General features: G+C 59.1%; 13 protein-coding genes and 1 other RNA gene. 6 read left to right on the forward strand and 8 right to left on the reverse strand.

Annotated features, from left to right (window positions below; translation table 11 throughout):
• Both WNY39_RS15405 and WNY39_RS15410 read right to left on the reverse strand, forming a co-directional pair.
• Window positions 1–73, reverse strand: a 73-nt coding sequence (locus WNY39_RS15405; RefSeq protein WP_342847126.1) for a GDP-mannose 4,6-dehydratase, incomplete at its 3' end; no start/stop codon positions are given.
• 197 nt (window positions 74–270) lie between these two features.
• Window positions 271–2484 (reverse strand): NADP-dependent isocitrate dehydrogenase, encoded by a 2214-nt coding sequence (locus WNY39_RS15410; protein ID WP_342846935.1) that lies wholly within the window; start codon window positions 2482–2484, stop codon window positions 271–273.
• A 234-nt stretch (window positions 2485–2718) separates the two neighbouring features.
• Here WNY39_RS15410 and WNY39_RS15415 point away from each other — a divergent pair, with 234 nt between their 5' ends.
• Both WNY39_RS15415 and WNY39_RS15420 read left to right on the forward strand, forming a co-directional pair.
• Window positions 2719–3306 (forward strand): histidine phosphatase family protein, encoded by a 588-nt coding sequence (locus WNY39_RS15415; RefSeq protein WP_342846937.1) that lies wholly within the window; start codon window positions 2719–2721, stop codon window positions 3304–3306.
• Between the two features lie 39 nt (window positions 3307–3345).
• Window positions 3346–4260, forward strand: coding sequence for a 3-hydroxyacyl-CoA dehydrogenase NAD-binding domain-containing protein (locus WNY39_RS15420; protein ID WP_342846939.1), 915 nt, complete (start codon window positions 3346–3348; stop codon window positions 4258–4260).
• Here the strand turns inward: WNY39_RS15420 and recR are convergent.
• The 3 genes from recR to WNY39_RS15435 form a co-directional block, all read right to left on the reverse strand.
• Window positions 4252–4845 (reverse strand): recombination mediator RecR, encoded by a 594-nt coding sequence (gene recR / locus WNY39_RS15425; protein ID WP_341233707.1) that lies wholly within the window; start codon window positions 4843–4845, stop codon window positions 4252–4254. The two genes, WNY39_RS15420 and recR, sit on opposite strands and share 9 nt — an antisense overlap.
• A gap of 73 nt (window positions 4846–4918) precedes the next feature.
• Window positions 4919–5263 carry a YbaB/EbfC family nucleoid-associated protein gene (locus tag WNY39_RS15430; protein ID WP_093917510.1) on the reverse strand — a complete coding sequence of 115 codons (345 nt, stop codon included), beginning with the start codon at window positions 5261–5263 and terminating at the stop codon, window positions 4919–4921.
• An 81-nt stretch (window positions 5264–5344) separates the two neighbouring features.
• Window positions 5345–7084 (reverse strand): DNA polymerase III subunit gamma/tau, encoded by a 1740-nt coding sequence (locus WNY39_RS15435; protein ID WP_342846941.1) that lies wholly within the window; start codon window positions 7082–7084, stop codon window positions 5345–5347.
• A 182-nt stretch (window positions 7085–7266) separates the two neighbouring features.
• Between WNY39_RS15435 and WNY39_RS15440 the strand changes: the two genes are divergently transcribed.
• On the forward strand, window positions 7267–8106 hold the full coding sequence (locus tag WNY39_RS15440) for a neutral zinc metallopeptidase (protein ID WP_342846943.1): 840 nt from the start codon (window positions 7267–7269) through the stop codon (window positions 8104–8106).
• 230 nt (window positions 8107–8336) lie between these two features.
• On the opposite strand, the gene ffs is transcribed toward WNY39_RS15440, so the two are convergent.
• Together ffs and WNY39_RS15450 are read right to left on the reverse strand one after the other, a co-directional pair.
• Window positions 8337–8434, reverse strand: an RNA gene (gene ffs, locus WNY39_RS15445) — signal recognition particle sRNA small type.
• A 37-nt stretch (window positions 8435–8471) separates the two neighbouring features.
• Window positions 8472–10250 carry a 5'-nucleotidase C-terminal domain-containing protein gene (locus WNY39_RS15450; RefSeq protein ID WP_342846945.1) on the reverse strand — a complete coding sequence of 593 codons (1779 nt, stop codon included), beginning with the start codon at window positions 10248–10250 and terminating at the stop codon, window positions 8472–8474.
• 221 nt (window positions 10251–10471) lie between these two features.
• Between WNY39_RS15450 and nudC the strand changes: the two genes are divergently transcribed.
• On the forward strand, window positions 10472–11440 hold the full coding sequence (gene nudC, locus WNY39_RS15455; protein WP_342846947.1) for an NAD(+) diphosphatase: 969 nt from the start codon (window positions 10472–10474) through the stop codon (window positions 11438–11440).
• Between the two features lie 46 nt (window positions 11441–11486).
• Entirely contained in the window at window positions 11487–11954 is a 468-nt protein-coding gene (locus WNY39_RS15460; RefSeq protein WP_342846949.1) for an SRPBCC family protein, read from the forward strand.
• Window positions 11955–11988: 34 nt separating this feature from the next.
• Here WNY39_RS15460 and WNY39_RS15465 read toward each other — a convergent pair whose 3' ends face one another.
• Complete coding sequence (locus WNY39_RS15465; protein ID WP_342846951.1) at window positions 11989–12834, reverse strand: prephenate dehydratase; 846 nt, start codon at window positions 12832–12834, stop codon at window positions 11989–11991.
• A gap of 132 nt (window positions 12835–12966) precedes the next feature.
• Here WNY39_RS15465 and WNY39_RS15470 point away from each other — a divergent pair, with 132 nt between their 5' ends.
• Window positions 12967–13473 (forward strand): cytochrome c family protein, encoded by a 507-nt coding sequence (locus WNY39_RS15470; protein WP_342846953.1) that lies wholly within the window; start codon window positions 12967–12969, stop codon window positions 13471–13473.

The raw sequence follows: 13473 nt of genomic DNA on the forward strand, positions 1-13473 counted from the left end.
TTTCCAGCAGGAATTCCGCAAGGTAAGACCCGTCCTGGCCTGTAATCCCGGTGATTAGCGCGCGTTTCGTCATGGATAGCCCCGTTTCTGCCGTCAACATTATAGCGTCCCCGTCCGTGCAGGGCTAATTGTTGTTTAATCAGGATACGGGGGCACTGGCAAACCCATGCGGCACGTCGTGGGTGCAGATCATGCGTTTGGGCGCAATATTGCCCTTGGCGGGCAAAGAAAAACCCCGTCCCCTGTGATAAGGGACGGGGTTCAGATCGTTTAGCCGATAATGGCGTTCAGCGTGGCCGAGGGGCGCATGACCGCTTCGGTCTTGGCCGGGTCAGAGTGGAAGTACCCACCCAGATCAACTGCTTTGCCTTGGACCTCGGCCAGTTCGGCCATGATCTTGTCCTCGTTCGCGGCCAGCTTTTCCGCGATGGGGGCAAAATGCGCAGCCAGATCGGCGTCACCGGTCTGTGCGGCCAAGGCCTGTGCCCAATACATCGCGAAATAATAGTGGCTCGCGCGGTTGTCGGGCTGGCCCACTTTGCGCGATGGCGATTTGTTGTTGTCGAGGATACCTTGCGTGGCATCATCAACCGCCTTGCCCAAAATCCGCGCCTTTTCGTTGTTCTTTTGATCGGCGAGGAACTTGAGGCTTTCACCCAAGGCGCAGAATTCACCCAGTGAATCCCAGCGCAGGTGGTTTTCTTCGACCAGCTGTTGAACGTGCTTGGGGGCGGACCCGCCAGCACCGGTTTCAAACAACCCGCCGCCCTGCATCAGCTTCACAATCGACAGCATCTTGGCCGAGGTGCCCAGTTCCAAAATTGGGAACAGGTCGGTCAGATAGTCGCGTAGCACGTTGCCGGTGATCGCGATGGAGTTCGCGCCAGTGCGGATCGTCTCAAGCGTTTGGCGCGTGGCCTTGGCAGGGGACATGATCTGGAACTTGTCAGCCACGCCTTTCGCCTCAAGGATCGGCTTTACGTAAGCGATCAGTTCGGCGTCATGGGCGCGGTTTTCGTCGAGCCAGAAAATCGCCTCGCAACCTTCGGCTTTTTGACGGTCGATGGCCAGTTGCACCCAGTCTTCGATGGGGGCCTTGCGGGCCGATGCGGCGCGCCAGATGTCATTCGCCTCAACGCTATGTTCGGAAATCACATCGCCATTCGCCGCGATCATTTTCACGGTGCCATTGGCAGGAATTTCAAACGTGGTGGGGTGCGAGCCGTATTCCTCGGCCTTTTGGGCCATTAAACCGATGTTCTGCACGGTGCCCGAGGTCGTCGGATCCAGCGCGCCGGTTTCTTTGAAATACTTGATGCTTTCGTCATAGACGGGGGCATAGGAATTGTCAGGAATCACACAGTTGGTGTCGTGTTCCTTGTTGTCCGGGCCCCAGCCCTTGCCCCCAGCGCGGATCAGCGCGGGCATGGACGCATCGATGATCACGTCGGACGGGACATGCAGGTTGGTGATGCCCTTGTCCGAGTTAACCATATACATCGGCGGACGTTCCGCCATGGCAGCCTCAACCGCGGCAACAATCTCGGCGTTGCCCTCGATACGGGCCATCATGTCACCGATACCTGCGTTCGGGTTCACGCCCGCGGCTTTCAGCTCTGCATCATATTTATCGAACACCGGCTGCAGATAGGCGCGCACCGCGTGGCCGAAAATGATCGGGTCCGACACCTTCATCATCGTCGCTTTCATGTGCAACGAAAACAGCGTGCCGTCTTTCTTGGTCTCTTCGATCTGCTCGGCCAGGAACTTGTCCAGCGCCTTGGCAGACATGAATGTTGTGTCCACAACCGTGCCCGCAGGGAATGTCACGCCGTCTTTCAAAACGGTCTCGGACCCGTCAGCCGCCACATGCACGATTCTAGCTGCACCGGCTTGGGCGTCGCTCAACGTCAGGGATTTCTCGTTCGAGAAGAAATCACCGCCCGACATCGCGGAAACCTTGGTCTTGCTGTCCTTGGACCATGTCCCCATCGAATGCGGGTTGGCCATCGCGTATTTCTTGACTGCAATCGCCGCACGACGGTCAGAGTTGCCTTCGCGCAGAACCGGGTTCACAGCCGAGCCTTTGATCGCGTCATAGGCGGCGCGGGCTTTTTTCTCGGCGTCGGTGCTGGGGGCCTCGGGGTAATCGGGCAGGGCGTACCCTTGGGATTGCAGTTCCTTAACGGCCGCAACCAGTTGCGGGACCGACGCGGAAATGTTGGGCAGCTTGATCACATTGGCATCAGGCGTTTTCACCAGATCACCCATCGCGGCCAGATCATCCGATTGCTTTTGATCGGCGGTCAGCGCGTCAGGAAAGGCCGCCAGAATACGACCGGCCAGCGAAATGTCGCGGGTGCCAACAGACACGCCTGCCGCATCGGCAAAGCTGCGAATGATCGGCAGCAGGGAATAAGACGCCAGTTCTGGTGCCTCGTCTACCTTGGTGTAAATGATGTCAGGTGTGTTCGTATCAGCCATGGTTTCAAGCCTTTCAGGAAGTTTGGTATGCGATAGTACACTAAAGCAGAAATATCCACCTCATCTGCGCAAGATATATCGTCATTTTGCAAGAACGACAGCGGGTTTCGCATCGCCCGTGCCAGCCCGCATCACGCCGCCAGAACGCATCTTGCGGCGAAATCATAGGGTTGGCCTTTGTCCTGCCATCGGCCAAGGTGCGCGCAAACAGCAGTTTCAAAAAGGCTCGAAGCGATGAAATCCTATCCCAAAGTTTGGTTCATGCGGCACGGCGAAACCGAATGGAACGCCGAAGGGCGCGTGCAGGGCCAAACCGAATCCGTCCTGTCCCCGCGCGGCCTGCGTCATGCCGAACAACAGGCGCGGTTGATGGCCCCCATTCTTAAGGCTGATTTGCCGTGCTTTGTTTCGCCCCTGAAACGCACGCGCCAGACAGCCGACATCGCATTGGGCGGGCGCAGCTATGAAACCGATGATCGCCTGAAAGAGGTGTTCGCCGGCGAGTGGGAAGGCCATTTGCGCGCCGATATCTACAAAAACCTGCCCGACGGTATCACGCCCGATAGCCCCCATATGGAGTTTTATTCAGCCGCCCCGGGCGGCGAGGGCTTTGACACATTCCAAGCCCGCGTGCGGGATTTTGTGGCGTCTCTGACCCGGCCAACGGTGATTGTGGCTCATGGTCTTAGTGGTCAATTGCTGCGCGGCGAATTATGCGGGCTGAACCGGGCCGAATTGGGGCAACTGACAAACCGTCAGGGCTGTGTCTACGTCCTCGAAAACGGGGTCGAGACGGTGCTGGAACTGGACGAAACCGTTTAACCCTGTGGCCCGCCGCCGCTTGGACAAAGGAACGCTTTGATGGCCGATAAAATCTCTGTCGCGGTGGTGGGCTGCGGTCTGATCGGGGCCAGCTGGGCGGCGTTGTTCCTGCGCGCGGGCCATGATGTGCGCGCATGGGATCCTGATCCGCAGACGTTGGGCGGATTTCAGGATCGGGTGGCAGGTCCACTGGCACAGCTGGAAGAGATCGGCGGGCCGACCACCCTAGGGGAGCTGCATCTGGGTGCTGATTTGGGCGATGCGCTCAAAGATGTGCGCTTGGTGCAGGAAAACGCCCCGGAAAACGTACCACTGAAACAAGACCTTTATGCGCAGATCGAAGCACTTGTTGCAGACGGCGTTATCATCGCCTCCAGCACCTCCGCGCATCCGTGGTCGCATCTATCCGTTGGCATGAAGCACCCAAACCGCCTGATCACCGCGCACCCGTTCAACCCGCCGCATCTGGTGCCCTTGGTCGAAATCTTTGGCACCGATGATGCTGTCGTCACATGGGCCGAGGCATTTTACAGCGGCATCGGCTCCGCCCCTGTCAGGCTCAAGAAAGAGGCCGTGGGTCACATCGCCAACCGGCTTGCATCCGCCCTGTGGCGCGAGGCCGTGCATATCGTTGCCGAAGGGATTGCTGATGTCGAAGCAGTGGACAAAGCCTTGGTGAACGGCCCCGGCCTGCGCTGGTCCGTGCTGGGCGCGCATATGGCCTATCATCTGGGCGGCGGCGCGGGCGGCATGGCCGGATATCTGGACCACCTTGGGGCCAGTCAGGAAAAACGTTGGGCGAGTTTGGGCAATCCCAGCCTGACCCCGGACGTGCGCGAAAAACTGGTGGCGGGCGTTACGGCAGAGGCGGCAGGCCGCAGCATTGCCAAATTGGAAGCAGAGCGTGACGCCGCGCTGATCGCCTTGGCCAAGCTGCGTCGGAAATCAGATTGATTTGCGCGCCCGCATCGCCGCAGTGATCGTACCATCGTCGAGATAATCCAGCTCACCACCAATCGGCACACCTTGCGCCAGTGACGTCAAACGCACCTGACCGTCCAACTGATCGGCGATATAATGCGCGGTGGTTTGCCCGTCGATTGTGGCGTTCAGCGCCAGAATGACTTCGCTGATGTTTTCGCTTGCGACCCGATCAATCAGACGCGGAATGCGCAATTCCTGCGGGCCGATGGCGTCCAACGCGGACAGCGTGCCGCCCAAGACGTGATAGCGCCCTTTGAAAACGCCAGACCGTTCCATCGCCCACAGGTCCGCCACGTCTTCGACAACGCAAATCTCGCCATTGGCGCGTTTTTCCGATGTGCAGATGTCGCAGACATCGCTGGTGCCGACATTGCCGCAGTTCAGGCATTCCCGCGCCGTGGCCGCCACCGTCTGCATCATATCGGCCAATGGCGTGAGCAGCAGCGCGCGTTTGCGGATCAGATGCAGCACCGCACGCCGCGCCGATCTGGGGCCAAGGCCTGGAAGCCTCGACATCAGATCAATCAGGGCGTCGATATCGCGTGTGCTGCTCAAGGGTGCGGACCTCGCTGCGGGGTTAAAAAGAGATTTTATGCCTTCGGCGAGGATTTAGATCCATTTGGAAAGATCAAAAGGGCAGTTTCATGTCGGCGGGCAGGCCCATGCCTTCGGTCAGCTTGCTCATCTCGGACTGGGCGCGATCGGTGGCTTTGGATTGCGCGTCTTTGATCGCGGCAAGGATCAGGTCTTCGACGACTTCTTTTTCGTCGCCATTGAAAATCGACGGATCAATATCAAGCGATTTCAGCTCGCCCTTGGCGGTGCAGGTCGCTTTGACAAGGCCGGCACCGGATTCACCTTCGACGATGATGCTGTGCATGTCTTCTTGCATCTGCGCCATCTTGCCCTGCATTTCCTGCGCGGCTTTCATCATTTTGGCCATGTCACCCATGGCACCCAAACCTTTTAACATTGTGTTGTCTCCTGAATTTCGTGTCTTGATCTATATGCGGATTGTGATGCTGCCGGACAAGGGGGCACCCCCCCCAGCGCGCTAGTCGTCCTCGAACGGGTCCCATTCGTCTTCGACCTCTGGCAGGGCCTCGGACACGGCGGCGGCGGCGATGTCTTCTGGGGTGCGGATCGACAGGATTTTAGCCCCCGGAAAGGTTGCCATCACGGCCTGCATCAACGGGTGGTTTTCGGCCTGGGATTTCAGGGCATTTTCCTTGGCATCGCGAATTTCGGCGATGGTTTCTGCGTCACTGCCGCCAACGATGATCACCGCCCAGCGGTTGCCCGTCCATTGTTGCAGCCGCGTGCCAAGCCGTTGCGCCAGATCGCGCGGCGCGTCATCGGTGGGGGTGAATTCGATGCGCCCGGGTTGATAGGCGGCCAGCCGCAGGGTGTTTTCCACCTCGACCAGCAGCTTGACGTCGCGGTTGGTGCGGATCAGTTCGACCACATGTTCAAAGCTGGGAAACCGCGCGAGCGCTTGGTCAATCGCAGGGGCGGTCGCCGTCATGGTAACACCGGAGGCACCGCCTGATTGAACGTGCTGCCCACCCATCGCCGACGTCGTGCCGCCACCACCGCCACCGTTTGGCGCGGGGGTCGGGGCCGCAGGGGGCGGCGTGGCATTGCCAAGCTTGCGCACCAGTTCCTCGGGGCTGGGCAGGTCGGCCACATGGGTCAAGCGGATGATCGCCATTTCGGCGGCCATCATCGCGTTGGGCGCGCTTGCAACCTCGTCCAGCGCCTTGAGCAGCATTTGCCACAACCGCGTCAACACCCGCATCGGCAGGGTTTCGGCCATGGTCAGGCCGCGGCTGCGTTCTTCGGGTGATACGGTCGGATCTTCGGCAGCATCAGGCGTGATTTTTACGACTGACACCCAATGGGTAATCTCGGCCAGATCGCGCAGCACGGCCATCGGGTCGGCCCCGTCTGAATACTGACTGCTGAGTTCATTGAGCGCACCCGCCGCATCGCCGCGCAGGATCATGTCGAACAGATCAAGCACCCTGCCACGGTCGGCCAAGCCCAGCATCGCGCGCACTTGCACGGCGGTGGTTTCGCCCGCGCCATGGCTGATCGCCTGATCCAGCAGGGATGTTGCATCGCGCGCCGACCCTTCGGCGGCACGGGTGATCAGCGCCAGCGCATCATCGGCAATCCCGGCCCCTTCGGCCGCCGCGATTTTGCGCATCAACGCGATCATCACCTCGGGTTCGATCCGGCGCAAATCAAACCGCTGACAGCGCGACAGCACCGTGACCGGCACCTTGCGGATTTCCGTGGTCGCAAAGATAAATTTGACGTGTTCGGGCGGTTCCTCAAGCGTTTTCAGCAGGGCGTTGAACGCGCCTGTCGACAGCATGTGCACCTCATCGATGATGTACACTTTGTACCGGGCCGAGGCCGCGCGGTAATGCACAGAATCAATAATCTCGCGGATGTTGCCGACACCGGTGTTGGATGCCGCATCCATTTCCATCACATCGACATGGCGGCCTTCCATGATGGCCACGCAATGTTCGCATTCGCCACAAGGTTCGGTCGTGGGGCCACCATTCCCATCCGGCCCGATGCAGTTCATCCCCTTGGCGATGATCCGTGCGGTGGTGGTTTTGCCGGTGCCCCTGATCCCGGTCATGATAAACGCCTGCGCAATGCGGTCGGCCTCGAACGCATTTTTCAGGGTCCGTACCATGGCGTCTTGGCCGACCAGATCGGTAAAGGTCTCGGGCCGGTATTTGCGGGCAAGAACGCGGTAGGCGGTGGTGTCTGACATGACGGTCCTTCGGGGATTCGGGTTGCACCATAAGATAGGGCGGGGGCGGGGCAGCGTCCACCGTTGTTGGGCCGGGGAATGCGCGGCCCCGCGTTAAGCGTTGAATGCGATACCGCCTAGAGTGTAAACATATCCGAACCACACCGATAAAACACATCAAATCTTACAACTGGGGGCACGCGATGCGGCTGCGAGGGATACGGCGAAGCAAGAATGTTGAAGTACGCGGCGGCCGCCGTGGCAGTGGCGGGCGCGCGGGGGGTCTGGGGCTGGTCGGCGTGTTGGCCGTTCTGGCCATCGGCTATTTCACCGGCATTGATGTGTCACCCTTGATCGGTGCTGGCGGCAGCCAACCCCAGCAAAGCGCGCCTGTCAGTCAGGCAGATGCCCAAGCCACGCAGTTTTCGGCGCAGGTTCTGGCCACAACCGAAGATGTCTGGGGCAAGATATTCCCCGAACAATTGGGCCGTGACTATGTGCCGCCAAAGCTGGTGGTGTTCTCAAGCGTAACGCAAAGCGCTTGCGGCGGTGCATCGGGCGCGTCGGGGCCATTTTACTGCCCCGCCGATCAAAAGGCCTATCTGGATACGGATTTTTTCAACATGCTCTCGCAGCGCATGGGCGCGGGCGGTGATTTCGCCGCGGCCTATGTGATTGCCCACGAGGTTGCCCATCACGTGCAAAACCAGCTGGGTATCTTGCCCAAGGTAGATGCTTTGCGCCGGCAATCCTCCAAGGCAGAGGCGAACGCATTAACCGTCCGGTTGGAGCTGATGGCCGATTGTCTGTCCGGCATTTGGGCGCAAAACGTCAAAGGGCTGATGGAGCGTGGCGATCTGGACGAGGCGTTGAATGCGGCGCGTAAAATCGGCGATGACTACCTGCAAAAACAGGCCGGTCGCGCACCCCAGCCGCATACCTTTACCCACGGTACATCCGCACAAAGGGCAGGCTGGTTCCAGCGCGGCTATGACAGCGGTCAGGTTGGCCAATGTGATACCTTTGCGGCCGAACGGCTGTAAGGCACGCGCTGCGTTCGGTCGTGTAAGGTAAAATTTACGTTTATAAACAGGTGGTTAAGTTACCCATGGGTAACTTGGCTGCTGCATGCAGGCGTGCTGGAATGCCGATGTTTCAAAGGGCAGAAGCATTTTAGCGGCGGGTGTTTTTGGGGATTTGGGCTACCCCTCTCGTGCCATCCTTTGGATGACCCTGCCGGGGTGACGCGCATTTTGCTTTGCAAAATACGCTTAGGTGAGAGGCTGATAACGACCCAAGTGGGGCTCGTTACGGCTGCTTCCTTCCGGATCTGACCGGGTTGGCGAGGCACCTGCCCGCACCAACCTCTCAAGGGTCATATAGTATAGCGTTTTTCAAAGTGCAAGGTTCACAAGGTGATCTGGATGCGGTCAAATCCGGTTTCCGTGTGGCCCAGTATTTCGGGGCACAGCGCGCCGATCTGCGAAAAACATCGCGCGGCATTGGGGCTGGATTCGAACACGGCCTTGAACGTTCCGCCACAGTTCAACTGCCATGGGGTGATATGCATCCAGTCGGTGAAACCGTCACTTTGCAGGGCCTGCACAATCGCTTGTACCGGTGTCAGATCGCTTTGGAACAGGGGGGCGGGCAGGTTCAGGTCGGTATATCCGCCACCGCCCGCCGCGCGGAAATGGTTTGTCGCGATGATGAACTGTTGGTCGGCTGTGACCGCCGCGCCCGCGTGCATCAGTGATGTGATCCGTTCGCCAACGGGGCGCGATGGATCAATGATATAATCCAGCCCGTAAATCGTATCAAAGATAAAACTGGGGTTGCGTTCGTCCCGCAGCTGCTGGTCGGGCGTGTCGGGGCTGAGCTGGTTGTACACCCGTGCCGAATGTTCCAGCCAGTCGCGCAGCATCGCGCCGGTTATCCGTAGCGCGCAAATCCGGTTGGTGGCAGGGGCAAAATTCGCCAGATGCCGCCGTAGAACCGGCCCTTGCGGTATGTGGATATAGTTCGTCGGGCCGCTTTTCTCGCCCACAGTGCGGGTGGTGGCGGTTGCCAATATGGGCAGGTGATCATAGCCGCTGCCGGCCAATCCTTGCTTGACCTCGATCGCCTTGGACCGTGCTGCGAGGGCCAGCGTATCGGTGGGGCGCACCATCCCGAAATAGCTGTGCAGATCACAGCCGATCTCGGCGACCGGTTCGGCAAGATAGGCGCGTGTGGCCTGATGGGCCGGGATGGTTCGGTCGATGATTGCGGGGTCGGGTTTCAGCGTACCCGCGTTGGGCCACAGCCTGCTGGTGTATTTTTCGATATGCCAGCCGCCGGATGTTTGCACCAGATCAAGGTCGATCACCCCCAGATCAGACGCCCCGTTGCCCGGCATCACGATGGGCGATGCGGTGACGGGGCCGGTACAGGTGACGGGGGCCAAAGGGTATCGCTGATGCGTGTGCCCCGCGATGACCACATCAATATCGGGTACTTGCGCCAATGCGGCGGCCCCTGAATTGCCGGTGATTTTTTGCCCATCGGACGGGCTAATGCCCATATGGGCAAGGGCGATGACCAGCCCGGCGCCGTCCTTTCGCAGCTTCTTGGCGGCGGTGGCCAGTGACACAAGCGGGTCTTGGATACGCGCACCGGTTGGCAGTTGCGATGCGTTCCAAATGGCGGTTTCTTGGGGCAGGGCCGACAGAATGCCGAGGGTCAGCGGCGCAGCCCCTTGCGATGTATCGGTGCCGGTTTTCAGCACGGCATGAGGGCGCACGCCCGCAATGGCACCGCCGGAAAGATTGGTCGAAATCACCGGCGCATCCAGCTGACCAATCACATCGGCCAGGTAGCGGGCACCATAGTCCAGATCGTGATTGCCCAGCCCGATGGCGTCATATCCCATCGTGTTAAAGGCGCGGATGATGGGGTGCGTGGACGCGGTGCCAGAGGTGCTTTGCCAATCGGCCAAAGCGGTGCCTTGCAAGAAATCACCATTGTCCAGCAAGACCGTCGCCCGCCCTTGTGATCGGGCTTCGTCGCGGGCGGCGGCGACCATGGTGGCCAGTCCGGCCAGACCGGCGGTGCTGCTTGGCGCGTCGAACGCATAGTCGAACCCCGTGAGGTTCATGTGTAAATCGGTCGTTGCAAGTATCCGCAGCTTTGCGGTGATGCGCGTCATGAGGGGACGACCCTAGCGGTTGATGGCATAAGGTGGCCTGTGCTGTCGGGCGGTGTCGATGGTCAAAGGCCTGGCTCCGGACTTCTGTATTCTCGCTAAGGTGGATGTATTGTATTTCACTCTCGTATCGATTGAAAGCGCCTCGTGCGGGAAATCTCGGCGGGCTTGGCTTTGGGTCTTATGCTGGCTACCAAGTGGGCAAACCAGATTTGAGGGACGATATGAAGCACGCTGAAACAGTAACATTCGGGGGATCGTCGCTTGACCGTGCAGGGGAACTGCGCGGCGATAAAGAGGCCGTTGCGGCGGCAAAGGCCGATGATGCCGCCCGTGCGATATTGTTTTGGCGGGGTAAGGTTCTGATCGATCCCACACGTCCTGCGTCCCTTGTGCGTTTGCCGCTTGATCATCCGGCGCTTGACGATGCCAGTGGTACACCAATTCTGCTGGGCCGAGAAGATGGTGCAGCACGGTTTGCCTATGACCTGCCGCAGTGGATGCCCGACGACGTTGACCCGCGTCAGTTGGGGCAGTTTCTGGACCCCAGCGAACAGCGCCACCCGATGTTGCCGCAGGACTATGTCTTTGTCGAATTGCGCCGTGTGATGACATGGCTGGACCCGCGCGATGCCGAACTGGCCGCGACCGGCAAAGCGATTTTGGCCTGGCATGACATCCACGGGTTTTGCGCCCGCTGCGGCTTTGAAACCGTGATCAATGACGCAGGCTGGCAGCGCAATTGTCCGGCCTGTCGCGCGTCGCATTTTCCGCGCACTGATCCGGTGGTTATTATGCTGATTACCCATGGGAATTCGGTTCTTATGGGGCGGTCACCGGGGTGGCCTGCGGGGATGTATTCGCTGTTGGCGGGATTTGTTGAACCGGGCGAAACGCTTGAGGCCGCGGTGCGCCGCGAAGTGTTCGAGGAATCAGGCGTGCGCGTGGGCGAGGTCAGCTATCTGGCGAGCCAACCGTGGCCGTTTCCAGCGTCACTGATGTTTGGCTGCGCAGGCGTTGCAACCAGCAGCGAAATCACCATTGATCCCAAAGAAATCGAAGACGCGGTTTGGGTCACGCGCGAGGAAATGCTGGACGTGTTTGCGGGCCAGCACACCACCATCCTACCCGCACGCAAAGGCGCGATTGCGCATTTCTTGCTGGAAAACTGGCTTGCGGATACACTGGATTGATATGATTGATTGAGATGGCATTTCTTTAGGTTAATTGGACGGTATTATGAAATTTTCGACGAAAGAGGATATCGACGCACCTATTGATGCGGTGTTCGAGATGCTGTGCGAGTTCGACAACTTTGAACGCGCGGCCATGCGGCGCGGGGCAGAGGTGCGGCGGGTCGATACAAAGACCGAGCCGGGCACCGGCATGAAATGGGAAGCGGCCTTTGACATGCGGGGCAAGCGCCGCGAGATCGAGGTTGAAATGGTGACCTTTGATCAGCCGACCGAGATTTGCCTTGAATCGATGTCGCCGGGGTTGCTTGGCACCGTGTCCTTTGAATTGCTGGCCTTGTCACGCAGCCGCACGCGGGTCGCGGCCAGCCTTGAGATCAAACCGAAAACCCTATCGGCGCGTTTGTTGGTGCAGTCTTTGAAGCTGGCCAAAACATCGTTGACCAAGAAATTCAAACGGCGCGTTGCCGAATATGCCAAAGACATGGAAGAGCGGTATCAGCAGGCCAAGTAAGGTCTGCTGAACTGCATTTATCGCTGCGCCAAGATCAGCTTTGCCGGTCAGGGTCGGCCGGATAGACGCCCAGAATTTCCAGCATATTGGTGAAATAGCCTAATTCCTCGAGCGCGCGTTGCACGGCGGGATCGTCGGGGTGCCCTTCGATATCGGAATAGAACTGGGTCGCGGTGAACGAACCGCCGACCATATAGCTTTCCAGCTTGGTCATGTTGATGCCGTTTGTCGCGAAACCACCCATCGCCTTGTACAGGGCTGCGGGGATGTTGCGGACTTCAAACACGAAAGTTGTCAGCATTTTTTCTGCGCGGCGGGTCATGTCGATATCGGGGGCCATCAACAAGAACCGCGTGGTGTTGTGATCAAGGTCTTCGATGTCGCGCGCCAGCACATTTAGCCCGTGAATATCGGCGGCAACTTCGCTGGCCAGCACGCCGGTGTTGCGGTCATTTGACGCGGCCAGCTCTTCTGCGGCACCGGCGCTGTCTTTTGCCGCCTCAGACGCGATCTCATGGGCATCAAGCCAGCTGCGTGCCTGCGGGATCAGCACCATATGGGCGCGGGCAAGTTTGATATCTTCTAGTGGCACGCCGGGTTTGGCCATCAGGCAGATACGCACCCGGACAAAGGCCTCGGCGATGATGTGCAGGCCGCTTTTGGGCAGTAAACGATGGATATCGGCGACGCGGCCATAGGTCGTATTCTCAACCGGAAGCATGGCAAGATCGGCGCGGCCTTCGCTGACGGCAAGGAACACATCCTCGAATGTCAGGCAGGGGACGGGAATCATATCGGGGCGTGCTTGGAGGCATGCCTCGTGGCTGTAAGCGCCCAATGCACCCTGAAAAGCGATGCGAGGAGAGTTTTTTTGGCTCATTTCGGGCATCCTTTATCAGACCTTTACTATTGTCAGCGCTTCGTAGGGGTAACTACACCTTGCCCCGACGAAGGGAAAGCAATAGATACGCGGACAACCCTATGCCCGAATACCAACGATGGACCTTCACGCATGTTCGATACAATGACGATCACTAAAGTAGCTGCCGGCTTGTTTGGGGCTTGGCTTGTTCTTTTGCTTGGCAAGTTCGCCAGCGAAGTAGTTTACCACAACGAAGTGCACGGTGACGCGGGATATGTTGTCGAAGTCGCGTCGGCTGGTGGCGATGAACCCGCTGAAGAAGTTGATTTCTCGGCTGTGTTGGCGTCTGCCGATGCCAGCGCCGGTGCCAAAGTTTTCCGCAAATGCGGTGCTTGTCACAAAGTTGAAAAAGGCGAAAACGCAGTTGGCCCGTATCTGTACGGCGTCGTTGGCCGCCCCGTGGACAGCGCCGATGGCTTTACCGCATATTCCGGCAACCTTGAACAAGCAGCTGATGTTTGGACACCGGAAAACCTGAACGCATTCCTGACCAAGCCATCCGCATTCGCGCCCGGCACCACCATGGGTTTCGCGGGTCTTGGCAAAATCGAAGATCGTGCGAACGTCATCGCGTATCTCGACAGCCTCGACGACTGA

The organism is Sulfitobacter sp. AS59 (assembly GCF_038899995.1).
Lineage (GTDB): Bacteria > Pseudomonadota > Alphaproteobacteria > Rhodobacterales > Rhodobacteraceae > Sulfitobacter.

What these genes read in the sequence shown, in the direction of transcription:
- WNY39_RS15435 (WP_342846941.1), bottom strand. Translation starts at nt 7,084, where the DNA reads ATGTCAGACACCACCGCCTACCGCGTTCTTGCCCGCAAATACCGGCCC.
- WNY39_RS15430 (WP_093917510.1), bottom strand. Translation starts at nt 5,263, where the DNA reads ATGTTAAAAGGTTTGGGTGCCATGGGTGACATGGCCAAAATGATGAAA.
- WNY39_RS15420 (WP_342846939.1), top strand. Translation starts at nt 3,346, where the DNA reads ATGGCCGATAAAATCTCTGTCGCGGTGGTGGGCTGCGGTCTGATCGGG.
- WNY39_RS15450 (WP_342846945.1), bottom strand. Translation starts at nt 10,250, where the DNA reads ATGACGCGCATCACCGCAAAGCTGCGGATACTTGCAACGACCGATTTA.
- WNY39_RS15460 (WP_342846949.1), top strand. Translation starts at nt 11,487, where the DNA reads ATGAAATTTTCGACGAAAGAGGATATCGACGCACCTATTGATGCGGTG.
- nudC (WP_342846947.1), top strand. Translation starts at nt 10,472, where the DNA reads ATGAAGCACGCTGAAACAGTAACATTCGGGGGATCGTCGCTTGACCGT.
- WNY39_RS15410 (WP_342846935.1), bottom strand. Translation starts at nt 2,484, where the DNA reads ATGGCTGATACGAACACACCTGACATCATTTACACCAAGGTAGACGAG.
- WNY39_RS15470 (WP_342846953.1), top strand. Translation starts at nt 12,967, where the DNA reads ATGTTCGATACAATGACGATCACTAAAGTAGCTGCCGGCTTGTTTGGG.
- WNY39_RS15465 (WP_342846951.1), bottom strand. Translation starts at nt 12,834, where the DNA reads ATGAGCCAAAAAAACTCTCCTCGCATCGCTTTTCAGGGTGCATTGGGC.
- WNY39_RS15440 (WP_342846943.1), top strand. Translation starts at nt 7,267, where the DNA reads ATGCGGCTGCGAGGGATACGGCGAAGCAAGAATGTTGAAGTACGCGGC.
- WNY39_RS15415 (WP_342846937.1), top strand. Translation starts at nt 2,719, where the DNA reads ATGAAATCCTATCCCAAAGTTTGGTTCATGCGGCACGGCGAAACCGAA.